Source organism: Rhodococcus sp. NPDC060084, assembly GCF_042730335.1.
GTDB lineage: Bacteria > Actinomycetota > Actinomycetes > Mycobacteriales > Mycobacteriaceae > Rhodococcus.
This window is the reverse complement of sequence record NZ_JBHWWX010000019.1, coordinates 1-25,707: the sequence shown is the minus strand read 5'-3', so window position 1 is coordinate 25,707 and position 25,707 is coordinate 1. Positions and strand designations below refer to the sequence as shown.

Genomic DNA, 25,707 nt, shown 5'->3' with positions numbered 1-25,707 from the left:
CGGGCCCCGCGGACCCCCAAAAGCAAGTAGCTTGGATTTCGGCACTCAGTGCCGGGCTCCCTGACCGACGCCATCCCCCCTGTGCGAGGTCAGGTGACGGTGGCGGGGACACCCCCCTGCTCCCCGCCACCCCCAGCCCACTGTCTTCGGTTCACTCCTCGTGGTCGGCCACCGCCTGCGCGTGTCGCGCGGCGGGTGGTTAGCCTGTGGCCGTGAGTCACGGACACGGACACGGCCACTTCGACGGACCTGCACCACTGGGCCCGCTCGCCGCGAAGATCGTCATCGGATTGCTGGTGGCCATCGGCGCCGTCGTCCTCCTCGGAACGGTGCTGCTCTGGCCGAGCAGTCAATCCATCGACGTTCCGGCCCCGTTCCAGACCACCGGCGGTGACGCAGTGGTCACCGAAGCCGGAACAGTGGTGGAGCAAGGTCCCGGCGCGTGCGGTAGCCCGTCGTCCGGGCGCGTGTTCCCCGGCGACCCGCTGCCCCCGCCCGTGGGCGGGGCCTACGAGTGCGAGCGCAGCATCATCGCGATCGAGTCCGGTCCCAACGCCGGCGCCTTCACCTTGCTCGAGGTGGTCCCTGGTCCCGGGCAGCCCGAATTGAGCACCGGCGACGACATCCGGATCGTCCGCCAGACCGACCCCACAGGTGCCACCCAGTACTCGTTCTACGACTTCGCGCGCGGCCTGCCACTGACCCTGATCATCGCGGCGTTCGCGATCGTCATCGTCGCCGTCGCCCGCTGGCGCGGCCTGCGGGCGCTCATCGGCCTCGGCGTCGCCTTCGCGGTGCTCGTGATGTTCATGCTCCCGGCCCTCCTCGACGGAAAACCGGCCGTACCAGTCGCACTGGTCGGCGGGGCACTGATCCTCTACGCCGTGCTGTATCTCGCCCACGGGGTCAATCTCAGGACCAGTTCGGCGTTGCTCGGCACCCTCGCGTCGATGGCCCTCGCCGCATTGCTCTCGTACGTCGCGATCCGGATGACCCATCTGACGGGTCTGTCCGAAGAACAGAACACCGACGTCCAGATGTACATCGGCACCGTGTCGATCAGCGGCCTGCTGCTGGCAGGCTTCATCATCGGCTCGCTCGGTGTGCTCAACGACGTCACGATCACGCAGGCCTCGTCGGCGTTCGAACTGGCATCCCTGGATCCACGCGCGTCGCGCCGGGAGATCTTCGCGTCCGCGATGCGGGTCGGCCGCGACCACATCGCCAGCACCGTCTACACGCTCGTGCTCGCCTACGCGGGTGGTGCGCTGCCGCTGCTGCTGCTCTTCTCCGTCGCGGGCCGGTCGATCTCCGACGTGGTCACCGGCGACGCGGTGGCCGTCGAGATCGTGCGCGCATGCGTGGGCGGTATCGCGCTGGCGCTGTCGGTTCCCGTCACCACAGCGATCGCCGCCGTGCTGTCCCGGGCCGGAAGCCCGCCGGTCGCGCCGGGCCGGCACTCCCGCCCCAACGGGGGCGGGCAGCCGGGCCGGTAGGTCACAGACCGGGTACGCGGAGTTCCGGTAGCCGGGGCAGTTCGATCGTCGGGAGCGGCGGCAACGTCGGTACCGGAATGTTCAGGCCCGGGACCTGCGGTTCCGGAGTCGGTTCCGGCGACGGAGGCGGCGGTACCGGTCGCGGCTCGTAGGTGGTCGTGGGCGACTCGGTGGTGGTCGTGGGAGTGACCGTCGACGGTGACACAGCGGGCGCGGGCCGTGGCCGCGTCGACGACGTCGTGGGCTGATCGAACGACTGCGTAGGACTCGTCCCTCGGCCGTCCGCGGGCGCTCCGAACACGGAGTTCCCCGCGCTCAAGGCGATACCGATCACCGCGACGACAGCCAGCGCCGACCCGGCCAGTCCGGCACCGGAGATCTGCTTGCCGCTGACCGAAGGTCCCCTCCACGACAGCGCGGACCACCACGGCTTCGCGTCGTCGTCGGTCTTCTCCGCAGGCTTCTCCGGCGGCGGCGAGGACACCGCCGCCTTGACCACCGGAATGCGGTCGGTGTCTTCGCTGACCGGCGCGGGACGCGGAGGCACGATTCGGGTGAGCGGACTGATCGGTTGCGACGACGGCGGCCGCGCAGCGACGATCGCACCGCCCTTGGCCAGGACGAGTTCGGGTTCGTGAGGCACGACCAGCGGCAGCTTCAGCCACGAGCGCAGCACTTCCTGGACCAGCGGCACGTGCGCGCCGCCCCCGAGCAGCACCACGGCCTCGGGATTGCGGTTCGAGCGGGCGATGACGTTGTGCACGAACTGCGCGGACGACTCGACGCACTGCGAGATCAGCGGGTCGAAGGTGTCGCGCGACAGGAACACCACACCGGCCGCTCCGGGAACCGCCACGGTATCGCTCTCGGAGAGCTTCTCTTTCGCCTGCCGGCACTGCGCCGACAATTCGTTGTCGGTGCTCGGGTCGTCGGGACGCCACACGCCGTTGGTATCGAGCGCATGTTCGCGGATGGCTTTGTCGAAGACGCGGCCACCGATCGAGTCGGTCCGTTCGGCGAGGACCTGGCCGGCGCGCAGGTCGACCACGGTGACCGTCAGGCCCGCGTCGCCGAGGTCGTAGAAGACCGCCGTGTTGCTGCCCAGCTCGCCGGTCGCCTGCAGATAGGTCAAGGCCGCTTCGGGCTCGGACACGAGCGTGAAGCGGTCGAGCTTCTCGGCGGACAGTGCGGCACGCAGGCGTTCGGCCTGTGCCTGATCGCGGTAGACGAGCCCGACCGTCTCGATCGGATCGCCGGCCACGCCTGCCTGGAACAGCACGCCGAGCGTGCTCGCCGCGAGTCGCGCCGGGTCGTCCTTTCCGGTCTCCACGACCTGGAATTGAAAACCCGCAGAGGGTGCGGTCCGATCCACCGGACGCACGATCCGGACGGCGCTTTCCCCCACGGTTACACCGAGAACCGAACTCATGAGCCGCCTTCGACAGTTGGTCGCGCCAGCGGCGTTGTCTCTCCCCGGCGCCTTTCGAATCGCTCCGATGCTACCCAATGCCGGATACGACGCCAGGGCCGGTTCGTGGGACAGCCCCTCGCGGCGGCGTCCCCTACGATCGGCGGATGCGGATTCTCTTCGTGTGCACCGGAAACATCTGTCGCTCGCCCACCGCCGAACGGTTGACCACAGCATTTGCCGCCGAGTCGGGGCGGGACGACCTCGACGCCCACAGTGCGGGCACCAGGGCCGTGGTGGGACACGGCATGGAGCCCACCGCCGCGCTCGTGTTGCAGCAACTCGGGGGTGACCCGGAAGGATTCGTCGCGAGACGGCTGACTCCGGAAATCGCAGAGGACGCCGACCTCGTCCTCACGATGAGCGAACAGCATCGGGGCGACGTGATCACGCTCGCACCGCGGATGATGCGCGTGACGTTCACGCTGCCGGAAGCCGCGCGCGTGCAGCAGGCTTCGGGCGCCGCGTCCGTCGCAGAACTGGCAGAGGCCCGGGCACAGTTTCCTGCGTCCGGGCCGGAAGACATCGTCGACCCGATCGGTCGCGACGAGGAGACATTCGTCGCGGTCGGATCGGAGATCGCCGACCTTCTGCTACCCCTGCTCGCCCGAATCCGGAGCTGAACCGGTGGCGGGGCGCGGTGGCGTGTGGACCGCAGGCCACGACTCCAGCGGTTGATGGTTTTCCTCGGAGTGGCGGCCCGCAGGCGCGACCGGCCCGGTCAGCTTTCTGCCGTTGCCCAGTGCGTGTCGAGGCGGGGCCGGCGGATCGATGGCCGGGCCGGGGACCGCCGGATTTTCGACAGCCTGCTTGGGTGCCGCCCCTGCGGCGTGCGTCCTCTCGGCGTCGTAGTAGTACCGGTACTCGTACGACGCGCCGCGTCCCTTCGTCGGAACCATGGTGAGAATCGTTCCGAGGAGTGTCGCGTCGACCGCTTTCAGATTGCCGATCGCACGGCCGAACTGGTCGCGGGTGGTCTTCCCGTACCGCGCGATGAGCAGAGCACCGTCGGCGATGCGTGTGAGAATCGCCGCGTCGGTGACGGGCAGCAACGGCGGCGCGTCGATGACGACGTAGTCGAATCGGGACCGGAGATCGGTGACGACCTCCTCGGTCTGTGCCGATCCGAGCAACTCCGACGGGTTCGGCGGCAACGCACCGGCGGCAAGCACCCACAGCGAGTCGAAGCGTGTCGACTGCAGCACGGCGTCGAGCGACGCCTGGTGCGCCAGAACCGTCGACAGCCCGGCATCGCCCAAGACACCGAGATACTTCGACACCCGAGGCCGGCGGAGGTCGGCCTCGACGAGCACGACCGGCTTGCCCGCTTCCGCCAGTACGAGGGCGGTGTTGATGGCCGTTGTCGTCTTGCCTTCGGTCGGGACCGAACTGGTGAAGACCAGTACGCGGGGAGGGTTGTCCACCTCGAGGAACTGCAGGTTGGTGCGCAGTTCCCGGTATGCCTCGGCGTCACCGCTGTTCGAGTCGGCGAACGTGATGGCCGGCTCTTCGTGCCGCGCTTTCTCCATCGGAATGACGCCCACGACGCCCGTACCGGCGATCTCCTCGATGGTGTTGCGGTCCTTGACGGTGTTGTCGAGCCGGTCGCGCAGCACAGCGAGCGCGATGCCGAGCAACAGTCCCACCGCGAGACCGAGCGCGACATTGCGGCTGGTCTTCGGGACGACCGGCGTCGACGGGGTGGCGGCGTACTGCTCGACGACGACCCTCGCGGTGGGTTCGCCACCCGATTCGGGTGTTTCGAGTTCACGCGCCATGACCACGAATTCGTCCGACAGCGCGTTCGCGAGATCGCGAGCCCGCTCGGGCGATTCGTCGGTCAACGCGGTGTCGATGAGGACGGTGTCCGGTGTGGACGACGCCGTGACGCGGGCGGCGAGTTCGCCCGGCGTGATATCCGTGATGCCGAGTTCGTCGAGTGCCCGCTGGGCGAGGGTGGTACCGGCCAGCAATTCTGTGTAGGACGCCACGCGCTGCTGCGAGAACAGGTTGCCCTGGTAGATCTCCTGGACCGACGCGCCCGACGTCGTCGACACGAACAGTCGTGTCTTCGCTTCGTACTGCGGCGTCGTGAGCAGTGACACGGTGAGTGCGGCGAGCACCGCCACGATGGTCACCACCGCGATGATCTTCCAGCGCGCCTGAAGAATTCGCACGTAGTCGTGAACTTCCATCAGGCGGTCTCCCTCGTTGCGGTGACAGCGCGCGGGCGCCTTATCGGCGACGTAGAGGTTTCCGAGATCGGCTGCAGCACCGAATAATTCGATGTCGCCGTCATAGCGCTAGCACAGGCGGTACGGGCACTCCGGCTCCGCACGGCGGACCCCCTCGAGACAGTGAGCGGCAACATCGCGGAACACATCCGGAGGTCCCTGTTGCGCCAGGTCGCGACCTGGTCCGGTCGCCTGCACCTCGTACAGGGGGCGCGCGCCGAGATAGGGTGCGAGCCCGGCGTGCATCCACGACAGGCCGCTCACGGGGCGCACACAGAGGACCGGTGGGGGTCGAGCCGCTCGAGAACTGCTTCGACATCCTGCGGTGCCCTGTGGCCCGCGGGCGAACGAGTACACCGCGCAATTCCGCGTCGTGCGCCGAAATGAACAGAATGTACGAATTCAATTCCTTGCGCATACCAGAGACCCCGCCGGCTCGAGGACAGCGGAAACGTTGCACCGCACTCCGTCACCTGCCCGATATGATAGATCCGATGTCGCCGAGCAAGTTACACCATGATCATCCCCGCTCGAACTGCCCGGATCACCCGACTCTCATGTCTCGATCGATATCCGAAGTGTACTTACGGATAACGATCGGTACCACGTGAATGAACGGCCGATAGAAAGTCCGGTTATCGTCAGTATCGGAACCAGTGAAGGGGTTCGAATGTGAACGATGCTACCCGTGAGCCGGAATCGGCCGATCCGGGTCGGCGCAGAGTTCGCCACCGCCCGTCCGACGAGGAAATCGGTGCTCGACACAAAAAGCGTCGGCGAGTCCGGATCGGTGGCGGCGCGGCGCTTCTCGTCGCCGTCGGCTTCGCCGGCTGGCTGGGATACGAGGGGCTGCAGGCGAGATCGGACCTCGAGACGGCCCAGGACTTCGCGATGCAGGCCAAAGACGCACTGCTGTCTGGAGATACCCAGAAGGCATCACGAGCAGCCGACGACGCCGATCGATATGCGCAAAACGCCCAGAATTCCGTCGATTCAGTTCCCTGGCGACTTTCTTCCGCTGTTCCGCTCATAGGAGATCCGCTCGACTCCACCCGTCAGATGACCGCGATCGTGAGCGGCCTGACGCAGGACGTTCTGCTGCCGGCGGTGGACGCGGGCAGTGCGGTGGCACCCGATCAGTTGATTCTCGACGGCGCCCGGATCAACCTCACGGCACTGCGTGACGCCGCACCCGTCCTCGAAACCACCGCGGCCACGATCACCGATCTCGACGCGCAGGCCCAGGCGGTCGACAGCACCTACGTCGGGCCGATCGAGGACGCGCGCGTGCAACTCCAAGACCAAGTGTCCGAATTGTCTGGGCTGCTGAACAATACGGCTACCGCCGCAAACATCGCGCCGGCAATGCTCGGCGCGGATGGGCCACGGAGTTACTTCGTCGGCTTCCAGACCAATGCCGAGGCCCGAGGCACGGGTGGTCTGCTGGGTGGCTTCGGAGTAGCAAGAGCGGTCGACGGTGCCGTCAGCCTCGCTGACGTCACGAGCAACCGCGAGTTCCGATTCGACTACGCACCCATCGATCTCGGACCTGAATTCCAACAAGCATACGGTGGCAGCCGCCCCACGCAAGACTTCCGTAACAGCAACATCAGCAGTCATTTCCCTTACGCCGGACAGATCTGGCAGTCGATGTGGCAGCAGGAAACCGGCGAAAAGGTCGACGGCGCAATCGCCACCGACCCCGTCGCGCTGAGTTACGTCCTCGATGCGGTGGGCGACGTGACCTTGCCGGACGGGGAGACGATCACAGCAGACAATGTCGTGGAGTTGACGGAGTCGACCGCGTACACGCGGTTCGGTGACGATCAGGCTGCGCGTAAGAACTATCTGGAGACTGTCGCGCAGACAGTTGTGCAGAAACTCGCCGGCAGCATTTCGCGTCCCCAGGCACTTCTCGAAGCACTCGGTCGCGCCGCAGTAGAGGGACGTCTCGCCGTCTGGAGTTCAGTACCGGAAGAACAGGAAGTGCTGGCGACATTTCCCCTCGGACAGGTGGTTCCCGACGATCCCGCCCCCTACGCCGGCGTGGTGATCAACAACCTCGGGGGCAACAAACTCGACTACTACCTGGAGCGAGAGATCCTGTATACCGCCGGACCGTGCGAAGGCGAGACCCGCGATTCGTCCGTCACGGTGCGCCTCACCAACACCCTCCCCGCAGGTGACTACACCGATTACGTCGCGGGAATGTTCGACAATCCGGTCGGCGCACCCGTGGGCACCAACCTTTCGGATGTGGGATTACTTGCTACGCAGGGTGCCACGCTGAAAAAGGTGACCGTCGACGGCACCCCGGCCTTCGGATTCGGAGGCAAGGAACGCGGGCACCCGAAGTTCAGCGTGCAGGTGCCGGTGCGCTCCGGGGAAACGGTCGAAGTTGTCTATGAACTCGCTGAGCCGGTCGCTCCCGGCGAACCGCGTGTACCGCTACAGCCGTTGGTCGATCGGCCAGACGTCAAGGTCCATGCGCCACCTTGCAATTGAGGTCGATTGCACCTCTCGCGAACCTGCGGAGATGGGAGAGCATCATGAAGAAGTCAGTCGTCATCATCGGTACCCGCGGGTACCCCAGCTATTACGGCGGGTTCGAGACTCTGGTCAGGAACCTCGCGCCTTTCCTTTCCGCGAAGGGCTGGGAGGTGACGGTTTACGGCCGTGAAGGTGCGACCAACGACCATGACTCCGGGCGTGATCCGGCTGTCAGGGCCGTAAACACCAGGGGCATCGATTCGAAGTCGCTCAGCACGCTCTCGTACGGACTCACTTCCAGCATCCACGCAGCGGTTACCCGTCCCGACGTCGCACTGGTCATGAACGTGGCAAACGGATATTGGCTTCCGATTCTCAAGGCGCGCCGCATCCCCACCGTAGTGAACGTCGACGGCATCGAATGGGACCGTGCGAAGTGGGGTAAGAAGGCAAGAACCGCGTTCAAGCTGGGTGCCCACCTCACCGCGAAGTTCGGCGACCGGATCGTCGTCGACTCACACGAGATCGAAAGGCGCTGGTGGGAGGACTTCCACCGCAGCGGGGACTTCATCCCCTATGGAGGCTCCGACCCGGGACCATTGCAATCGGTCGACGGTCTCACCCCGGGAGGATACGCGTTGATGGTGGCGCGGTTTGTGGAAGAAAACACGGTCGACGCGTTCTTCGAAGCTGCGGAGGACATCTCCACGGATTGGGAAGTGGTGATCGTCGGGTCATCGGGTTACGGAGGGGAACTCGATCTACGAGCAGAGCGGCTGTCGAAAAACTCTTCCCGAATCCACTGGACGGGACATATAAGCGACGACCAGAGGTTGTTCTCGCTGTGGCAGAACGCAGGAGCATACTTTCACGGGCACAGCGTCGGCGGAACCAACCCGGCGTTGGTGCAGGCGATGGCTTGTGGCGCTCCGATCGTCGCACGCGACACTGTGTTCAACCGTGAGGTGCTGGGTGAATCCGGACAATTCGTTTCGCCCACACCGAGCGCAATCACCGCGTCGATCCGCTCGCTGCTCGGCGACAACGACCGGCAGGCCGAGTTGCGCAGAAGTGCACGAGACCGCCAGGCAGCGGAGTACACATGGGACATCGTGTGTAAGGGATACGAGACCTCGCTCCTCGAGGCCGCGGGAGGCTGAACACTGATCGTTGTTCTCGATGTTGTAGGGGCGCCACGTGTCCGGTTCCGGAGATTCCCCAACTTCTGGGAGTAACACAGCATCCACCAATCCGGCCACGACAATCGAACAGACTGCCAGGTCAAGTCGGGTTGGCTACCACCTAATTCTGAAGGACCTCTTGATTATCCACACGTTCCAGTCCCCGATCGATAACGAATCACGACGCCGGCGTTCAACCAACGGTCTTGACCACGAACCCTGAAGGCGGAAATCATGGCGACACCTCCGCAACTATCCCAAGCATCCTCGATGAACGCGCTTGTACGCTGAAGGAGGACAGATCAAGGGCTTCGTTACTCACAACCGACCCGAGCCCTTGAAATGCGTCAGACCATGCCGAACGCTCAACAACGAAGATCTGTTCACCCGCAGCATCGGCCATCCGTCCAAGATGGACCGCGGGCGTGACAACCACCTTCACACCACAAGCCAAGTAATCGACCAGCTTCATCAGCGACGAAGAGTTCACGTATTCCGACTCCCTGAACGGTATTATCCCGACAGCGGAGGCCTTGAGAATGCGCAGGACATCTTCGTAATCGATGTTCCCAAGCTTATGCAGGTTCGGTGCATCACCGATCTCGCGTAGCCGAGGTCCGCCCCCCGCTACGATGAACAACCATTCCGGGTTGGACTTGACAGTGTTGTTCAACAGATCAAAATCGATTCTTCCATTTATCCCTCCAGCATAGACAGCTACTCGGTTTCGGTGTCCACCCGGGTCTATCGAAGCGATCCGCTCGAGGTCCACGCCGTTTTCAGCACAGTAAGTGAACACACCGAACGTTTCGAGCTCGTCACGTAACGCTGGCGATACCACGAACGTGGCGTCGGCCGCATCGGCGGTCCGCAATACATATTTCAGGTGCTGCTTCCTACGTCGATCATCGCGGCGGTTTGCACTCGGATCCCAGTGCCTGTCAATTACGTCGAAGATCCGAAAACGCCAGGTTTCGAGTGACACAATCTCGGGGAAGAACCACCAGTAGGCAAGGAGTCCGGGGTTCACAATGTCATATTTCCTGATCATCGCACGCACAACATGGAGCAGATAAATTGATACGACTTTTCGCCACCATGCCGGGAAGGCAAGCGGAACAAAATCGAACAACCGTGGAAGCGTCACCACATGGAGGTTTCGGTCGATCCTACAATATGTCGAGCGCCAGTTCCTAAACGAGACCGCAGTTCGGAGTAGGTCTCTCGGGTCCCGGCGCGACCTCTGCGTTGAACGGCACAGGTACCATACGTCAAGCGTCTTGGAGATTTCGCGGGTCATTTGAAGTGAGGTCTGGTTGGCTTTCGATTCGAATGGAACGCCCCCCAACACAATTATCGATTCACCCGGATACATTCGACCTTCCTTTCCTCGATACCCGCAGAGAACACAAAAGCGCAAGAAAGAGCAACTCCGATATGAAGAGGGAAATCGCGGATGAAGTTGCACCCCCGCGAGCCAGCGCAATAAGAGAAACAATCTGCACGATCAGCGCCACGACATAGAAGGTCGTGGTCCGACCATACGCGCCCTCGGCAACGAGCGACGTGAGGACTACAGTCGCCCCATAAGCCAGCGGAATTTGAAGTGACAAAACCATGAGCGTCGGGGCAGACGCCCCCGCATCGCCCCCGTACACGAACTCCAAGATCGACTCGCCCGAGATGAACACGACCAAGGGCACGAAGATGGAAGCGCCTACCGTTACTAGAAATACACGAATAATGCTGTATTCGTGCCGGATGAACAACGGCAACAAGACCGTCTGCAAGATATTTGCGGGGATGAGCAGCAACATCTGGATTCGCAGGGCCGTCGACAAGATGACAAATTCTGATTCAGCGAGCAGATACGATCCCCCGATCGTGAGGCAGGAAGCATAGGCGTGCACAACCAGAGCCTGAACGATCAACCACCTCGACGCATACATCCAATGGGGGCGGATTTTCGGGGTCAGCGAAGTAAAATACAAGCGAAGCGAATCGTGCGACAGCCACACTATTGCCAAGAATGCCGCCAGAGAACCAACTGAATACGCAACGGCAGCGAACAGCGTTGGTGCAACAGAGAGGATTGCGATCCCAATACCAGCTGTGACTACCGCCGAAGTCACTCGCCCCAGAGCGAGCGCTGACATGTTACCGCGCGCTTGGAGCAGATAAGTCGGCGATGCAGCCGCGCCGAGCGGCGCCAGGACCAACGCCATCGTCATCCCTACACCCGCGTTCATGCAGGATATCGGGACGACAATCGCGAGGCCGATCGTGGCGAGGACCAGCTGGACCGAAGACGTTTCACGCACGACCGTCCGAACGTTGTCTCCCGCGGCGATACGCCGGACGGCATGCGCGGTCAAACCCGCATCCCCGAGCACAGTGGCGTACATCAGCAGGGACTGCGCAACGCTCAAATTCGCGAGTTCCGTCAGCCCGACCCGCCTCGCGAAATACGCTGTGAAAGCAAAGAGAGCGAGTTTACTAACTGCTTCCCCGAAACCCAGGGCGAAACTACCTCGCAGTATCCTCACGTCGCGGCCTTACGACCCGGATTGTTGTTTCCGGATTTCCGCCCCGAATCGCCGCGCCAGCCGTTGGCCGCTGCAAGCCCGACCAGCATCCACGTCTCCAAAAGCCACAGGACACTCGTACCTATCGATATGGTCATGTATGCGACCGATATCGCCGTGGCGACGCCGAAACCGATGACACTGCCGGCGCGCCGCCACACCGCAAACACAACTATCGAAACAACCAGCAGCGTAATTATTCCCCCGTCATACAGCAGCTGCAAGGGCAGATTACCGAGATACGATGGACGCGCAATATCCGGCACGGTCGGATCGAGGTGTCGCTGTCCGTAAGAGTTGAATCCCGACCCGAAGACAAAGTTCTCCGTCGATGACGAGATGTCGCTCCATGCAATCTTCCAGCTGGTGTAACGAACAATCTCGGTCCCGCCGGAGAAATCCAGCCCGGTCGCAAACTTTGCGAGCCCGGGATCGTATCTGGTCGCAATCGACAACCCGATCCAAGATACGATGCCCACGAATGCAGCAGAAGCAATGATCTTGCCCCGCGCGATCCCGAGAATCACCAAGGCCAGGACAAACGCCACAAGCGCACTGCGCGTGTGTGTTGCAAGAATGGCGACAGGAGCAATGAAGAGCGTCGCAATGCGCAGACGAGAGCTGAATTGGCGGAGCGGATCAGCTATGCAGACAACAGACCATATACACACCAGGCCGGCGAGAATATTCGCCTCGATGCTGAGGACATATACTGCGTAGCCTCCATACGCCGGATCGGATTGCGCACCGATGCTGTAGCCGGAAAGATTCGACAGACCGTACAGAAATATTGCAGCCAGCGCGACAGTCAAGTTTACCCACACTGCCGACCGGACAATGAGTCCGGTCAAATCAGGGTTGACGGATATCCAGAATGCAGCCGTAGCGCACACCGCCATCCAGGCGAGGGTCGAAATCGATTTACCGACGTCCACCGAATGGAGTATCGAGACAACCGCGAGGTATGCGATCCAAAGGTATATGACAAGAAATAGATTGAGCTGGAACCCGGGGATTTTTCGTCGTTGCACAATATCGCCGAGTATCGAAATGAGAGCAGCTGCTCCGACTACGATCTCAGGACGAACGCTCGCCGGGCCGATCTCAGCGACCGGCCGGGTGACGAACATTGCAAGGACGAGGCCGATCGCAAGATACCGCCGGTTCGCCGCGAGGAAGACGACCAGCAGACCGCCGCCGACCACGAGGACGGCCCCGAGACCCGTGAAAGCCGCGGCCGCTCCACCACCGATTGCGACCACAACGACGCCCAAAATGGTGGGGATGTTCTCGGGGCGACCTCGCCGTACTGGAAGCGCACGCGCAATTCGGGAGGTCGTAGACTTCCGATCCGCTCGAGGTTCCACCAGATCACCTGTTGCTCGCCGATGCGACCCGGGTGGAGACAGCACACAGTGATCCCGGCCGTCCGATGGAGAGACTTCGCTTTTTGTTCATCCGCCTCTTGCCTTCGTCCAGCCGCTGGTAGCTGACTCCGCCGACGCAATGACGTCACAGACGACACACTCGCGAACATCCCTCGAGAACTTCTTCAGAACCGATTCCTGAGGCGGCAGATCCTGCCACCGTGCGCGGTTCACAAGCGCGGTTCGGATGAACGCCGCGAGACTGTCTACGGGGGGCATTTCAAGAACAGACATTGCCCCTACGAGCGGCAGGACCTCGGCAGCACCGCCCTCCAGGTGCCCCAGGGTATGAATCCCTGATGCCCACGCTTCGAGCGGGACCAACCCGAAAGACTCTGGGAGTGTGGGGAAACAGGCCACGGCGTCGACGGTTCCTTCAAGACTCTGCACGCCGTGGATCTCCCCGACATAGGTGATGCGCCGGTCGGTTGCCGCCTCATCGATCATCGCTGCCAAGTGGTGCTCCTGGCCGGGGAACGGACCACCCGCGAGAAGGAGAGTCATCTCCATATCGCGAAGTGCAGGACGCCGAAGGGCGCGGACAACCTCCAGATGTCCCTTGCGCCCATTCGTGCGTCCGACAACTGCGATCGCGGGTCTGCAACCGGTAGTTTTCGCCGAGAGCGAGTTGACCGAGTCCGGGGAGAAAATCGGATAGGTAACAGATATTCTGTCCGCTGATATACCGCCCTTCGACATCCACGCCTTGGCAGCCTCGCTGCACGCTGTGATCGGGAAGCTTCCGGCACGCAACAGCCAAAGCAATACGACGCCTACCGCCCCTCCTTGAATCTCGTGGACCGATACGTAGAAGCTCTGCCTCCGAAGCACCAGGAGTGGGATATAACTTGCCAATGCGAGTGTCCAGACGACTACGAGATCTGCTCCGCGTATCACCGCCGGCATCCGCGGATTCCCAATTGTTTTCAGCGACTGGGCACGACGGAGTACTTGGAGTTCACGATCAACGACAACGTGTGCACCGAGCGTCGTAAGCTTCTCCGTCAGAGGGCCTTTCATCGGTAGCACAACCGCTACATCCCACGCGTTCGAGAGAAAAATCGATACCTCGTCCAACAGCACTCTGCTCGCGCCGTATATGTCGTTGCTACCGTGCAGGAAAGTCACCTTCATGATCCGACTTCCTTCACCAATAGGCGCCATCGGTCTCGGAATTGTTCTGGCCCCGTAGAAACCCCTGCCCGCTCGATCGATCTCGCACGTGAGGATTCCCATGCCGGCCTGTCGCAGATACTGATCATGGACTCGAGCAGTCTTGCCTCGTCAGCAGCGTAGTCACACCCGGAAGCGGGATCCCCGCCCATTACCTCGGCTAGAGCGCCCCGGGCAGTATGTACAACCGGTAATCCGTGGGATGCGGCCTCCAGAGCGGGGAGGCAGAAACCCTCGTCGAGAGACGCCACTATCAGACAGAACGCGTTGTCGTACAGATCAGATAGGTGTCGGCTGCTGATTCCCCTGACGACCTCGATCCATTCATGCTCCGGATCCGCACGGCCGATCGCGCGTTGCACGGCGGACTCTGCGTTGCCCGGCCGCGCAACCAGTGTCAAACCGAAGTCGATGCCGCTGATACGGCGTGCTGTCGACACGGTATTGACAGCGATATCCAGCCTTTTATGCCGGTCGGTGGACGCCACCGCGAGTACGGTCGGCTTTCGCATGCGTTCTTCGTAGCCGGGAAGGTTCGCGTTCGGCCGGATAGGTTGCGTCGGCCAGGGTATAACGACGACGCTGGTTCCCGGCCATCGTGCGAGTATCCGGTTCTCACTGTGCTCAGACGGCGTGACCACTACGCGGGCGGCACGAACCGAGATGCCGAAGGCCATCCTCGCGTACACGTTGTAACCCCGGTCGAAAAGTGCCGGGTGATCCAGAACCATCGTGTCGTGCATGATGACGATCGAGGGAAGATGTCGCGCGCCCAACCCCGTGTTGGCGCAGTGCACGATGCAAGAAGCATCGACTTTACTTGCAGTCCTCGGAGTGTGGACGAAGTCCCACCTGAGCATTCCCGCCAATCGCCCGACCCTGGACTTCGGTTCTCTGCCGATTGTCATCCGGTACACATCGGTGCCGCCATCGGCGAGTGCACGGGCCACCTGTGTAGCCCCAATGCTCGAACCGCTGACCCCTCGTGCGCCGATGAAGTCGTTCAGAACCACGATCATCGTCATCCCCCCGAAGCCAGTCGGTAGGAGCGTGCAAGCGCTTCGGCAAGAGTGCGGTCGGACAATTTCCCTGCCTGAACGAGAGCGAGTCTACGATATTTACTGAGGCGATCTCGGTCTTCGACAAGGTTCACGACCTTGTCGGCAAAATGGCAAACAGCATCGCGGGGCATCGAACCGAGTAGATCCTGTTCCGCCCACGGTATGGGGTCGTCCACCAAGAATTCTTCGAGTCCGATCATCTCCTCCACTGACGTGTTCCGGAACGCCAGGACGGGGCAACCGCATGCCATAGCCTCGATAGGAGGCAAACCCTGACCCTCGTAGGCACTGGGATAAATGAAACAAATCGACGCGGAATACAAGTCGCGGAGCCCCGCGTCGCTCAACTCTCCGACTACCGTGCAATCCGGGAACTCGTGTGCCCTTATTCCCCGACCGGCGATTCTGACCTGGATCTCCGATTTTCTGAGTTGTTTCGCGATCTGCTGAATCCAGTGATAGCGCTTCCTGTCATCCCGGGACCTCTGGTCGACGAGTGCACAGGCATAAGCAACCGGACTGTCAGCCCGCCCGCTCGGCCCACGACGAAATGCCGCACTCACCGGGATCGGAGCCGTCACAATCTTCTCCGGCGCGACGCCCAACCTGTCTGCGATGCGACTCGCCGTATAAATCGAGTTTGCAACGACGACATCGCATCTCTTAGCTTGGGAGTGGTAGAAGTCGGTCTTCACGCCCCGCTTCGTATATCCGTAGAGGTCCAAGGGAATTATGTCCTGTATCGAACACACCCACGGACGCGTCTTGATCAGTGGAAGATGCGTCACGGTCGTCGAGTGGAACAACGAGACCTTCCTCAACTGCCCCAAGGTAAGCACGTGATCCAGCAAAGAGTTCGCCGGCACTCGATAGTGAGATGTGGAGACCGGAACGACCTCCACACCGCGTATCCCTTGCGCCGCCGCTCTTATTTCCACGGTATATCTTCCAAGGCCGCGGTCACTACCGGGTTGCACGAGTGCGCCGACATCAAGCCCGATTCGCGTCACGATGGCAGTACCCCCTCCCGTTTGCACGGCTGATGCACTGGTACTTCGCCCTCGGTCACGACCGACTCATTCGCCACTTCACCCTCGCCCGGCTTTCGCTGCCCCCTCTCAGTACGCACCTTCGCTCACCAGCACAGCCTTGACCGTCTTTCCGATGATCAGTACATCGTTGACCATCGACCAGTTCTCGACATACGAGAGATCCAGCCGCACTGCCTCATCCCACGACAGGGACGACCGCCCGCTGACCTGCCACAGTCCCGTCAGTCCCGGCCGCACCAGCAGTCGTCGGCGGACTCGGCCGTCGTACCCTTCCACCTCACGACGCAGCGGTGGGCGCGGCCCGACGACGCTCATTTCGCCGCGCACCACGTTGATGAACTGAGGCAACTCATCGACGCTGAAGCGTCGAATAATCCGCCCCACGCGCGTCACCCTCGGGTCGTCGCGCATCTTGAACAGAAGTCCGGATCCTTCGCTCCGATCGAGCAACGCCGGGATCTGTTCGTCGGCGTCGATCACCATCGAGCGGAACTTGATCATCGCGAACGGTAGTCCATCCATCCCGATGCGCTCGGCTCTGTAGAACACCGGGCCCTTGTCGTCGAGCCGGATCGCCAGCGCTACCAACGCGAACACCGGACTCAGCACGACCAGCACGGCCGACGAAAACGCGAGATCGAACAACCGCTTCCCGCTGCGCTTGGCGCCGTGGTACCGCGGCTTCTCCACATGGATCAGCGGCAGGCCGGCAACAGGGCGCATTTCCAGGCGCGGCCCGGCGACGTCCACTACCCCGGTGGCAACGACAAGATCGGCTTCGAGCGGTTCGAGCATCCATACGAGGTCTTGAATGCCTTCGTGCCCGAGAGTTTCGGTGGCAGTCACGGCCACGGTGTCGGCACCGGAGATCTTCAGCGCCTCGACCACCGACGATTCGTCGCCGTAGATGGGGATACAGCGTCCGCCGACATCGATATCCTCCCCGGGCACCCCTGAGTACCGGGGGACGCACACGCCGACGACATGGTACCCGTCGGTTTTCTTGCGCTCGAATGTCTGCGCCATGTGCCGAACGGCACGGGCACCCCCGACGACCAGCACGCGCGTGCTGAACTGACCCGACCGACGTTTGCGCCAAACAGCCTTACGCCACAACCATCGACTGAGCAGTAGGGTCATCAAGCCCGCCGGCAGTGCGATCGCCAGATACCCGCGGGCAAGCTCCATCCGGAAGACGAGCGCCAAAATGGCGACGATGCCGAACAACCGGAGGGTGCTTGCGATGACGCGCTGGTACTCGTCGAAGCCGGAACCCACGACTCGCCGGGACCGCGTGCGGAAACCGGCGAGAACGATGATCCAGGCAGCTGCCAACGCGACGGAGACCAGTGTGTAGTCGAGGGCGTGGGCGGTATCCACAGTCAGCAAGCTGTCGTGACCGAATCGGACCACGTGCGCCGAAACGACCGCGAGAACCACGATCACGGCGTCGGTCCAGAACAGCCGGCGCACGTATGCGCGTTGCCAGCTCCGCCGTTCTGCCGATGAACCGCCTCTGGGATCGCCGGTGCGCACCTGTTCGCGACGTACCGCGCGCCGATCGAGAGTAGCTGCGGACCGTCGCTTTTCGGGTACCGCGGTCATCGTGCCTTCGTCCTCATACGTGTCTCCTCCCCGAGACAACCGTCGACCCCGAACTCGGGTCCGAGACAACCATCGGCCGGGAACGAGTCAGGCAAACCACCCCGAATGCCCATGCGAAACGCCGTAGACCATCCACTACTGCTCCGTGTCGCTGGGGTAACTATAACGTCACTTGCAGCTCGTAGCATCTGAGAGCAGTTTGATTCCCGGCCTTGCTATTGCCCATTCTTCGCTAATGGTGCGGATTGCGATCTTGCATCTGCGACCACCCAGCCACACAGGTAACACACACGGCCACAGCGGTACTGAATCCCCGCATGTGCGGTGAAACTACGCGAAGACCCCCGCAGCCGTCTGTGTTGCGGAGTCGAGAGGGTTTTCGCGGGCAATTTCCGAATTTGTCCGATGGGCTTCGACAGATTGCCCTCACCCGGCGTCTGTGTCTCGGCGTAAGCGCTTCTGAACGAACGGGAGATCGGGTTGGTGCCGGTAAAGGCTCAGACAGAGGAGAGCTCGTCATCCGGAGCTCATCGGGGGTGCGTAACTGCCCCGAAGATCGGGATACGAATCGTCCGTTACCGACAAATCGCGATGTTCGGGCGTATGTAATCTGAACGGATGAACTTCGTCCGCAATGCCCTGGAGGAGCGTAACGAGAAGAACGAGGCGCTGGATACACGGTGTGTCGCAAGTGAATCCCGGGGGGTTCGGGAGCGGCCGGTCTCGGGGAGGAGACTCGGATGGGGGCGGGGCGTCGGTCGAGGCCCTTCGGGGCTCACGACGCCGGTCTTGGTTGTCGGTGACGCCCGGGGCGGTGCGCCACATGACACAGGCCTCCGACCGCCGACGCGGTACACGTCCAGGCCGTAGGCGTGTACCGCGTCGCCTCGGTGCGCCCGCGACCATGTCGACGGGCAACTCGAGGAAGTGGCTACGGGGACGGCATCCCACCGTTGACGTGGATCGTCGATCCCACCACGTAACTCGATTCGGGCGACGCCAGGAACACATACGCCGGCGCCAGTTCGGTGGGCTGCCCCGCGCGCCCCAGGGGTGTGTTCTGCCCGAACTCGGGAAGTTCCTCTTTCGGCTGTCCATCGGAAGGTTGCAGCGGTGTCCAGATCGGACCCGGCGCGACGGCGTTGACGCGGATACCCTTGCCGGCGAGCTGGTGTGCCAGGCCCTTCGTGAAATTGTTGATCGCCGCCTTGGTGGAGGCATAATCCATCAGCGTCGGCGACGGCATGTACGCGACGATCGACGTGGTGTTGATGATGGTGCTCCCGGCCCCCAGATGCGCCAGCGCGGCGCGAGTGGTCCGGAGCATCGCGAGGATATTCGTTTCGAACGTCTCCTCGAGTTGCTCGTCGGGCAGCTCTTCGAGACCGGTCGTCGCGATCTGCTTGCCCGCGTTGTTGACGAGGATGTCGAGTCCGCCGAGATGTTCGGCCGCGTCATCCACCACGCTGCGGCAGAAACGAGCGTCCGTCAGGTCGCCACCCAGCGTCACCGCCTTCCGGCCGCTCTCCGAGATGATGCGGGCGACGTTCTCCGCGTCGGATTTTTCCTCGGGCAGATGTGAGATCGCGACGTCGGCGCCCTCGCGCGCGAACGCGATCGCCACAGCCGCACCGATTCCGGAATCACCGCCGGTCACGAGCGCTTTGCGCCCTTTCAGGCGACCGGTGCCGCGGTACGAGAACTCGCCGATGTCGGCTCGTGGCTCGAGCTCGGATTCGTGCCCCGGTTCCGGCTGATGTTGCTCCGGGGGCGTGATCGACGGGTAGCGAGTCACGGGGTCCTGGAAGCGGAGTTGATCGGTCCGCGTTGTGTGGGCGTCCTCTTCAGCCATCAGTACCTTCCTGAGCTATTCGGATGCTGGTCCGCACGTCGGCTTCCCTCTGTATGCGCACCCAAACCTCGCGCGCGTGCGGAGTCGGTCAGACTTCGCGCGCTTCTTCGAGTCTGCTGATCAAGGTCGCCGCGTCGAACGGCCCGGTGTGCAAGGGAAGACCCGTGCCGGTGGCTCCGAGGTAGAACGTGGGTGTCCCGGACAGGTTGCTGGTCGCGGCGTCGAGATCGTCGTCGTCGACTCGGTGCCGGTAGCGGTCCAACCGCAGATCCTCGTCGAATCGGTCCATGTCGAGGCCCAGTCGCTCGGCGTAGTCGTAGATCTCCTCTTCGGACAGGGCGTCGCTGTGGGCGAAGAGGAGGTCGTGCATCTCCCAGAACTTGCCCTGCGCCGCGGCCGCCTCGGAGGCCTCGGCTGCGGTGATCCCGACCAGCTTGCCCACCACCAGACCGAGAACGACACCCCACGTGATCGGTGAGACGATCGCGTCGCCGATCGTCTCGCCGGTGATCACCACACCGGCGTTCGCGAGAGCGAAGATCGGCACCACGAGAAAGGCTGTATACGGCTGATAGAACCGGAGCAACCGCTCGTTGACGGACACCGCGCGGAGAACACCGAGTTGCGCCGCGCGCGCATAGTCGGGATTGGGTGATTGGCGGAATGCCCGCGTGAGCTGACCCGCCCGTTCCACCTCGGCGCGCCGCGGCGGATAGATGGGAAGGATCAGCGCGATCAGTACACCGGCAAGGGTGGGATGCACGCCCGACTCGTAGAAGGCCACCCACGTTGCGGCCGCGACGAGGAAGTAGGCGACGCCGCGCCACACTTCGAGCCGGCGGAACTGCATGATCAACAGCAAACCCGCGAAGCCGAGCAGCAGGTACCCGAGCCTCAGCTGCTCGGTGTAGAAGAACCCGATGATGGCGAGCGCACCGATGTCGTCGGCCACCGCGAGCGCGAGGATGAACACCCGCAACCGGGCCGGGCACCGTGGTCCGACGAGCGCGAGCGCGCCCAGCACGAACGCCGTGTCGGTGGAGACCACCACGCCCCACGCACCCGCAGCCTCCCCGCTGGGGTTGAGCAACAGGTAGAGCACGGCAGGCAACGCGAGACCGGCAACGGCGGCTACCAGTGGGACAGCAGCCCGTGTGCGATCGGTGAGCTCTCCGATGGTGAGTTCCCGCTTCACTTCCAGACCGACGACGAAGAAGAACAAGGTCATCAGGCCGTCGTTCACCCAGTCCTTCAAGTCGAGGGTGATGGCGTAATCCCCGATCCGGATGCTCAGCGGGGTGTGCCAGAACGCCTCGTAGGAATCTCCCAGGTTTGCCCAGACAAGCGCCACGACCGTGGCGGCGAGCAGGAATCCCGCCGCCAGCGTGTCGTCGTCGGTGCCGTCACGGATGCCGGCGAGCAGCCTGGACACCCGACGAAGATTCGTGGGATTGTCGTCGACCGTCATGTGCCCCTCCGAAGTCCTTTCCGAGTCTCCTCCGGAACACTCCAACGTCCCCTCGAAAGCGTAAAGACGACGGCGCGACATGGCAGGGTACGAAACAGACACCGGTAGCGAGCGATAAGGATGCCCATGACCGACCGGACCGAGCGCGCAGCAGTCGGCGACCTCGAATTGGCCTACGAGACGTTCGGCGACGCGGACGCCCCTCCCCTTGTGCTCATCATGGGTCTCGCCACCCAGATGCTCGCGTGGGACGACGAATTCTGCGGACTGCTGGCCGGCCACGGTTTCCACGTGATCCGCTTCGACAACCGCGACATCGGATTGTCGAGTCACCTCGACGACGCCGGAGTTCCCGACCTGGGTGCGCTGCTGGGTGGACAGAGCACGCCCGCACCGCCGTACACGCTGGTGGACATGGCCGAGGACACGGCAGGGTTGCTCGACGCGCTCGGTGTCGAGTCCGCGCACATCGTCGGTGCGTCGATGGGGGGCATGATCGCCCAGCAATTCGCGATCGATCACCCCGGCCGGGTGCGGAGCCTGACATCGATCATGTCCACTCCGTCGCGGGAGGTGGGGCGGACGCGACCGGAGGCGACAGCGGCGTTGTTCCTTCCGCAGCCGACCGACCCGGACAGCGCCGCCGAACGGTCCCTTCAGGTGTACCGGGTGATCGGTTCGCCCGGATACCCACTAGACGAGTCGCGTGTCGCCGAGCTCGGGCGGCGCTCGTTCCTCCGGGGCCACGACGCCGCCGGTGTGGCGCGCCAGTTCGCCGCGATCGTGGTCTCCCCCGATCGCACTCCGGGACTACGCAACCTGACGATCCCGACCTTGGTGATCCACGGCAAAGACGATCCGCTCGTCGAGGTGGACGGCGGAATCGCGACGGCTGACGCCGTCGAGGGGGCGCGGCTGGTCGTGGTTCCGGGTATGGGCCACAACCTGCCCGCGCCCCTGTGGCCGCAAGTGATCGGCGAGATCGTCGCGCATGCCCGAGCGGCCGAGAAGGGCTTCGCCGCTCGCATATGACGAGCGCACGGTGCCGAAGGATCAGAGGGGTTTGAGGAACGAGAAGAAGCCGGGCGTGTGCACCTGCCGGAGACGGGTGAGCTTGCGATACGAAATGAGCCACACGCCATCGACTTTGGCGTATCGCTCATGGTAATGACCCCACCCGTGCAGAGATTCCTCGGTGCCGTTGTTGTCCCACCACAACCGGTCTTCCATCGCCCAGACACCGCGGGCGGTGGTGTCGGATTCCAGCACGATCTCGGGGCAGTGCCCGTGGTGCGCCGACGTAATCGGAACGGGGCCGTCGAGCAGGTTATTGATGGCGCGGGTCAACGCCTCACGTCCGACGACCCGCCCTGATTCGCCGTCGGTGCGGGGCTGCTTGTCGCCGGGCAGGCCCTGCCACGTTTCGCTGACGACATCCTCGGTGTGCAGGGTCGGGTAGTACTCCCACTGCTTGTTGTCCATCACGCGGAGCCGGGCCGCGAACACCCGCTCGATCTCGCGGATAGCGAGAAGTTGCTCTGCGGCATCGAGAGTGAGAGCCGGCTCCGGAGCGTCTCGTAATTCGTTCTGCGACAAGATGTACCCTCCGGGGCTTGTCAGCGGGATGCTCGTGCCAGCAGCTCGCGTGCGGCATCGCTACCGTCGAGCAACCGGGCGGTGCGCCGCTTGATCTTCCAGCTTCCCTCGATGCGAGCCAGTTCGAACCGATTGGCGGTCACGCGCCAGACGCGGAAGGAATCGGCGTCGACGTTGCGGCGGAGCAGCAGCGAATGACAGGTCGCGACGGCGGTGTCGCCCTCGACCCGGATGTGGACGGGATCGAGAAGGTGGCCGCAGCCCTCGTTGATGTAGTCCTGGTGGGGACGGGTGCGGACCATCTCGGTGATCGCGTCGCGGCCCTCCATCACCCGGATGTCGATGTCGTAGACAGCATCCTCGGCCCACAATTCGCCGACGGCGTCGGCGTCACCGGCGTCCACGGCCGGCCCGTACGCCGACAGCACTTCCTGGATCGCTGCCTTGTCTTCGAGTACCTGGACACGCTCGAGCAGGGAAGCCACCAGGGCTGCGGTGTCGGTCATCTTTCTCCTTCCGGAGTGTGGGTGCGGACGGCCGTGCGTTGCCCTCGTTGTACCGCTGCACCCCACGCCGCGCAGTTGCTGTCCCGTTCAACGGAAACATCGATGCGGCCCGATGTGGCCCCTGCCACTCTTCGAGCAGTGCATCGGCACACAGTGTGCGCCGGTCCCATCCCGTCACGGGACACCCCCACCCCGCTCGGCTTCCCCCAGCCGATACCCAGGAAGAGTCACGCCATGGGCCACGTTTTGGACAGAATCATGCAGCACGCGGACGAGATTCGCGCCGAGGGCGTCGAGGGCGACAAGCTCATGCGCCTCACCGACACGACGGCGAAGCACCTGCGCGAGTCGGGCATCATCCGCACGTTCCAGCCGAAGGAGTACGGCGGATTCGAGGGCCATCCCCGCGAAGCCGCGGAGACCGTGATGGCGCTCGGTGCCCTCGACGGCGCGACGGGCTGGGTCGCCGGCATCGTGGGTGTCCACCCGTGGGAGCTCGCATTCTTCGACCCGAAGGCCCAGGAAGAGATCTGGGGCGCGGACAACGACATGTGGATGGCATCGCCGTATGCGCCCATGGGTGTCGCGGTGCCGGTCGACGGCGGTTACATCCTCAACGGGCGCTGGGCATTCTCGTCGGGAACGGACCACTGTGGCTGGATCATGATCGGTGCGGCCGTCGGCGACAAGGACGGCAACCGGACCGACAAGGTCCTGCACGTCGTGCTGCCCCGCTCCGATTACGAGATCGATCAGGACAGCTGGAACGTCATCGGGCTGCGGGGCACGGGCTCGAAGGATCTGATCATCAAGGACGCCTTCATCCCCGAATACCGGACCCTCGACGCGGAGATCGTGCTCAGCGGTAACGGCTGGCGTCACGCGGGCCGCGACGAGACGCTCTACAAGTTCCCGTTCTCGTACATCTTCCCGCTCGGCATCACCTCCTCCCTGATCGGCATGACCGAGGGTGCGCTGGCCTGCTACATCGCAGCCCAGAAGGAACGCGTCCAGGTGACGGGTGTCCCGATCAAGGAAGACCCGTACATCCTCTTCGCGATCAGCGAGGCGGCGTCGGAAATCTCCGCCTCGCGGCTGGCTCTGCTCGAAACCGTCGATCGTTTCTGGGACAAGACGGACCGCGGAGAGGAGATCAGCTTCGAGGAGCGCGCCATCGGACGCCGCACCCAGATCTCGGCAGCGTGGCGCGCGGTACGTGCGATGGACGAGGTGTTCGCCCGCGCCGGTGGCGCTGCGGTGCACCTGAAGACGCCGATGCAGCGCTTCTGGCGCGACGCCCACGTCGGCCTCACCCACGCCATTCACGTGCCGGGCATGATCTACCATTCGGCCGCACTCACGCAGCTCGGCGGCGAGCCCCAGGGCGCATACCGCGCAATGATCTGATCCACCTACAACATTCGAGGAACAACTGACATGACAGAGTTACGTGGTCTCGGTTATCTGAGAGTTCAGACCCAGGACGTCGCACGGTGGCGCGAACTGCTCCTCGACGGCCTCGGCATGGCGGAGGGCTCCGGCCCGGAGCCGGACGGCTTCTACGCCCGCGTGGACGAGCGCCGCTCCCGCATCCAGGTGCTGCCGGGCGATTCGGACAAGGCACTGGCCGTGGGCTGGGAGGTGCGTGACGAGTTCGCGCTCCAGCGCGTGCGCGAAGCGGTCGAGAAGTCGGGCCGCGCGGTGGAGGTGCTCTCCCACAAGGAGGCCACCTACATCGACGCCGAAGGTGCCATCGCGTTCCAGGATCCGGCCGGCACCCGCGTCGAGGTGTTCTTCGGCCCGGTCCTCGATCACAGCCCGGTCGTCACCCGCTTCGCAGGTCGCTGGGTCACGGGCCGTCACGGCCTCGGCCACGTCGTGCTGCCGTCGGCGAACTTCGACGAGACCTACGAGTTCTACACGCAGATACTGGGATTCCTGCCGCGCGGCTCGATCCGTCTCGACGAGGACGGCCACGTCCGCGTGCGCTTCCTCGGCATCAACGAGCGTCATCACAGCCTCGCGTTGTGCCCCGCGCCGCCGAACGAAGAGCCCGGGCTCGTGCACCTGATGACCGAGGTCGACACCCTCGACGCAGTGGGTCAGGCCCTCGATCGGGTCAACCGCATGGACTTCTCGATCTCCTCGACGCTGGGCCGCCACACCAACGACAAGATGATCTCGTTCTACGTCCGCGCACCGGGCGGATGGGATCTCGAGTTCGGTACCGAAGGCATGCTGGTCGACGAACGGTTCTACACGTCCGAGGAGATCACCGCCGACGCGTACTGGGGCCACGACCAAACCGGCTCCGAGCCGCTGAAGGCGTTCGCACCGCCCGCCGGATAGCGCGGGTCAACGTACCCCGCAAGCACACTCGCTCAGAAGCGCGGGGGGCCGCCGGGCGGGGCGGGGGGGGATAAGCAGGGGCAGCCGGGTAAGTGGGTGCCCACGAAAAATAAAAAGAAAAAAAACCAACGCAAAACAGTAGGGGGAGGGGGGGGTGGGCCACG

Annotated in this window: 20 protein-coding genes; 7 read left to right on the top strand and 13 right to left on the bottom strand. The window is 63.5% G+C overall.

Annotated elements, in window-relative coordinates:
* Window positions 1–212: 212 nt before the first annotated feature.
* Window positions 213–1,496, top strand: a complete 1,284-nt coding sequence (locus tag ACFWBU_RS12320; RefSeq protein ID WP_378528396.1) for a YibE/F family protein — start codon at window positions 213–215, stop codon at window positions 1,494–1,496.
* 1 nt (window position 1,497) lies between these two features.
* Here ACFWBU_RS12320 and ACFWBU_RS12315 read toward each other — a convergent pair whose 3' ends face one another.
* On the bottom strand, window positions 1,498–2,925 hold the full coding sequence (locus tag ACFWBU_RS12315; RefSeq protein ID WP_169651415.1) for an Hsp70 family protein: 1,428 nt from the start codon (window positions 2,923–2,925) through the stop codon (window positions 1,498–1,500).
* 146 nt (window positions 2,926–3,071) lie between these two features.
* On the opposite strand from ACFWBU_RS12315, the gene ACFWBU_RS12310 reads away from it, so the two are divergent.
* On the top strand, window positions 3,072–3,587 hold the full coding sequence (locus tag ACFWBU_RS12310) for a protein tyrosine phosphatase (protein WP_169651416.1): 516 nt from the start codon (window positions 3,072–3,074) through the stop codon (window positions 3,585–3,587).
* Here ACFWBU_RS12310 and ACFWBU_RS12305 read toward each other — a convergent pair.
* Complete coding sequence (locus ACFWBU_RS12305) at window positions 3,558–5,159, bottom strand: polysaccharide biosynthesis tyrosine autokinase (RefSeq protein ID WP_378528395.1); 1,602 nt, start codon at window positions 5,157–5,159, stop codon at window positions 3,558–3,560. The two genes, ACFWBU_RS12310 and ACFWBU_RS12305, sit on opposite strands and share 30 nt — an antisense overlap.
* A 711-nt stretch (window positions 5,160–5,870) precedes the next feature.
* Here ACFWBU_RS12305 and ACFWBU_RS12300 point away from each other — a divergent pair.
* Together ACFWBU_RS12300 and ACFWBU_RS12295 are read left to right on the top strand one after the other, a co-directional pair.
* Window positions 5,871–7,703: a DUF4012 domain-containing protein gene (locus tag ACFWBU_RS12300; protein WP_169651418.1), complete on the top strand. Its 1,833-nt coding sequence runs from the start codon at window positions 5,871–5,873 to the stop codon at window positions 7,701–7,703.
* A 44-nt stretch (window positions 7,704–7,747) separates the two neighbouring features.
* Entirely contained in the window at window positions 7,748–8,848 is a 1,101-nt protein-coding gene (locus ACFWBU_RS12295; RefSeq protein ID WP_378528394.1) for a glycosyltransferase, read from the top strand.
* Between the two features lie 253 nt (window positions 8,849–9,101).
* Here ACFWBU_RS12295 and ACFWBU_RS12290 read toward each other — a convergent pair whose 3' ends face one another.
* The 9 genes from ACFWBU_RS12290 to nhaA form a co-directional block, all read right to left on the bottom strand.
* Complete coding sequence (locus ACFWBU_RS12290; RefSeq protein WP_378528393.1) at window positions 9,102–10,016, bottom strand: glycosyltransferase; 915 nt, start codon at window positions 10,014–10,016, stop codon at window positions 9,102–9,104.
* A 214-nt stretch (window positions 10,017–10,230) separates the two neighbouring features.
* Complete coding sequence (locus ACFWBU_RS12285; protein ID WP_378528392.1) at window positions 10,231–11,298, bottom strand: hypothetical protein; 1,068 nt, start codon at window positions 11,296–11,298, stop codon at window positions 10,231–10,233.
* Window positions 11,299–11,411: 113 nt separating this feature from the next.
* Window positions 11,412–12,716, bottom strand: a complete 1,305-nt coding sequence (locus ACFWBU_RS12280) for an O-antigen ligase family protein (protein ID WP_378528391.1) — start codon at window positions 12,714–12,716, stop codon at window positions 11,412–11,414.
* A gap of 192 nt (window positions 12,717–12,908) precedes the next feature.
* Window positions 12,909–14,015 (bottom strand): glycosyltransferase family 4 protein, encoded by a 1,107-nt coding sequence (locus ACFWBU_RS12275; protein ID WP_378528390.1) that lies wholly within the window; start codon window positions 14,013–14,015, stop codon window positions 12,909–12,911.
* Window positions 14,012–15,073, bottom strand: coding sequence for a glycosyltransferase (locus ACFWBU_RS12270; protein ID WP_378528389.1), 1,062 nt, complete (start codon window positions 15,071–15,073; stop codon window positions 14,012–14,014). The genes ACFWBU_RS12275 and ACFWBU_RS12270 overlap by 4 nt, the downstream gene beginning before the upstream one ends.
* Window positions 15,074–15,075: 2 nt before the next feature.
* Window positions 15,076–16,125 (bottom strand): glycosyltransferase, encoded by a 1,050-nt coding sequence (locus ACFWBU_RS12265; RefSeq protein WP_378528388.1) that lies wholly within the window; start codon window positions 16,123–16,125, stop codon window positions 15,076–15,078.
* Window positions 16,126–16,233: 108 nt separating this feature from the next.
* Entirely contained in the window at window positions 16,234–17,772 is a 1,539-nt protein-coding gene (locus tag ACFWBU_RS12260) for a sugar transferase (protein ID WP_378528386.1), read from the bottom strand.
* 931 nt (window positions 17,773–18,703) lie between these two features.
* The gene (locus tag ACFWBU_RS12255; RefSeq protein ID WP_378528385.1) at window positions 18,704–19,624 is read right to left on the bottom strand and encodes an SDR family oxidoreductase; all 921 of its coding nucleotides are present in this window, start codon (window positions 19,622–19,624) and stop codon (window positions 18,704–18,706) included.
* An 88-nt stretch (window positions 19,625–19,712) separates the two neighbouring features.
* Window positions 19,713–21,092 carry a Na+/H+ antiporter NhaA gene (gene nhaA / locus ACFWBU_RS12250; protein WP_378528384.1) on the bottom strand — a complete coding sequence of 460 codons (1,380 nt, stop codon included), beginning with the start codon at window positions 21,090–21,092 and terminating at the stop codon, window positions 19,713–19,715.
* A 126-nt stretch (window positions 21,093–21,218) separates the two neighbouring features.
* Here nhaA and ACFWBU_RS12245 point away from each other — a divergent pair, with 126 nt between their 5' ends.
* Window positions 21,219–22,124 (top strand): alpha/beta fold hydrolase, encoded by a 906-nt coding sequence (locus ACFWBU_RS12245; protein ID WP_378528383.1) that lies wholly within the window; start codon window positions 21,219–21,221, stop codon window positions 22,122–22,124.
* Between the two features lie 21 nt (window positions 22,125–22,145).
* Here the strand turns inward: ACFWBU_RS12245 and ACFWBU_RS12240 are convergent, their stop codons facing one another.
* Together ACFWBU_RS12240 and ACFWBU_RS12235 are read right to left on the bottom strand one after the other, a co-directional pair.
* Entirely contained in the window at window positions 22,146–22,688 is a 543-nt protein-coding gene (locus ACFWBU_RS12240; protein WP_378528382.1) for a nuclear transport factor 2 family protein, read from the bottom strand.
* 20 nt (window positions 22,689–22,708) lie between these two features.
* On the bottom strand, window positions 22,709–23,194 hold the full coding sequence (locus ACFWBU_RS12235; protein ID WP_378528381.1) for a nuclear transport factor 2 family protein: 486 nt from the start codon (window positions 23,192–23,194) through the stop codon (window positions 22,709–22,711).
* A 234-nt stretch (window positions 23,195–23,428) separates the two neighbouring features.
* On the opposite strand from ACFWBU_RS12235, the gene ACFWBU_RS12230 reads away from it, so the two are divergent.
* On the top strand, window positions 23,429–24,601 hold the full coding sequence (locus ACFWBU_RS12230) for an acyl-CoA dehydrogenase family protein (RefSeq protein ID WP_378528380.1): 1,173 nt from the start codon (window positions 23,429–23,431) through the stop codon (window positions 24,599–24,601).
* A 30-nt stretch (window positions 24,602–24,631) separates the two neighbouring features.
* A complete protein-coding gene (bphC, locus tag ACFWBU_RS12225; protein WP_378528378.1) occupies window positions 24,632–25,543 on the top strand; it encodes a biphenyl-2,3-diol 1,2-dioxygenase in 912 nt (303 codons plus the stop codon).
* Window positions 25,544–25,707 lie beyond the last annotated feature (164 nt).

Coding starts and splice junctions, on each gene's coding strand:
- nhaA (WP_378528384.1), bottom strand. CDS start 21,092: ATGACGGTCGACGACAATCCCACGAATCTTCGTCGGGTGTCCAGGCTG.
- ACFWBU_RS12305 (WP_378528395.1), bottom strand. CDS start 5,159: ATGGAAGTTCACGACTACGTGCGAATTCTTCAGGCGCGCTGGAAGATC.
- ACFWBU_RS12235 (WP_378528381.1), bottom strand. CDS start 23,194: ATGACCGACACCGCAGCCCTGGTGGCTTCCCTGCTCGAGCGTGTCCAG.
- bphC (WP_378528378.1), top strand. CDS start 24,632: ATGACAGAGTTACGTGGTCTCGGTTATCTGAGAGTTCAGACCCAGGAC.
- ACFWBU_RS12270 (WP_378528389.1), bottom strand. CDS start 15,073: ATGATCGTGGTTCTGAACGACTTCATCGGCGCACGAGGGGTCAGCGGT.
- ACFWBU_RS12275 (WP_378528390.1), bottom strand. CDS start 14,015: ATGAAGGTGACTTTCCTGCACGGTAGCAACGACATATACGGCGCGAGC.
- ACFWBU_RS12230 (WP_378528380.1), top strand. CDS start 23,429: ATGGGCCACGTTTTGGACAGAATCATGCAGCACGCGGACGAGATTCGC.
- ACFWBU_RS12295 (WP_378528394.1), top strand. CDS start 7,748: ATGAAGAAGTCAGTCGTCATCATCGGTACCCGCGGGTACCCCAGCTAT.
- ACFWBU_RS12245 (WP_378528383.1), top strand. CDS start 21,219: ATGACCGACCGGACCGAGCGCGCAGCAGTCGGCGACCTCGAATTGGCC.
- ACFWBU_RS12260 (WP_378528386.1), bottom strand. CDS start 17,772: ATGACCGCGGTACCCGAAAAGCGACGGTCCGCAGCTACTCTCGATCGG.
- ACFWBU_RS12310 (WP_169651416.1), top strand. CDS start 3,072: ATGCGGATTCTCTTCGTGTGCACCGGAAACATCTGTCGCTCGCCCACC.
- ACFWBU_RS12255 (WP_378528385.1), bottom strand. CDS start 19,624: ATGGCTGAAGAGGACGCCCACACAACGCGGACCGATCAACTCCGCTTC.
- ACFWBU_RS12315 (WP_169651415.1), bottom strand. CDS start 2,925: ATGAGTTCGGTTCTCGGTGTAACCGTGGGGGAAAGCGCCGTCCGGATC.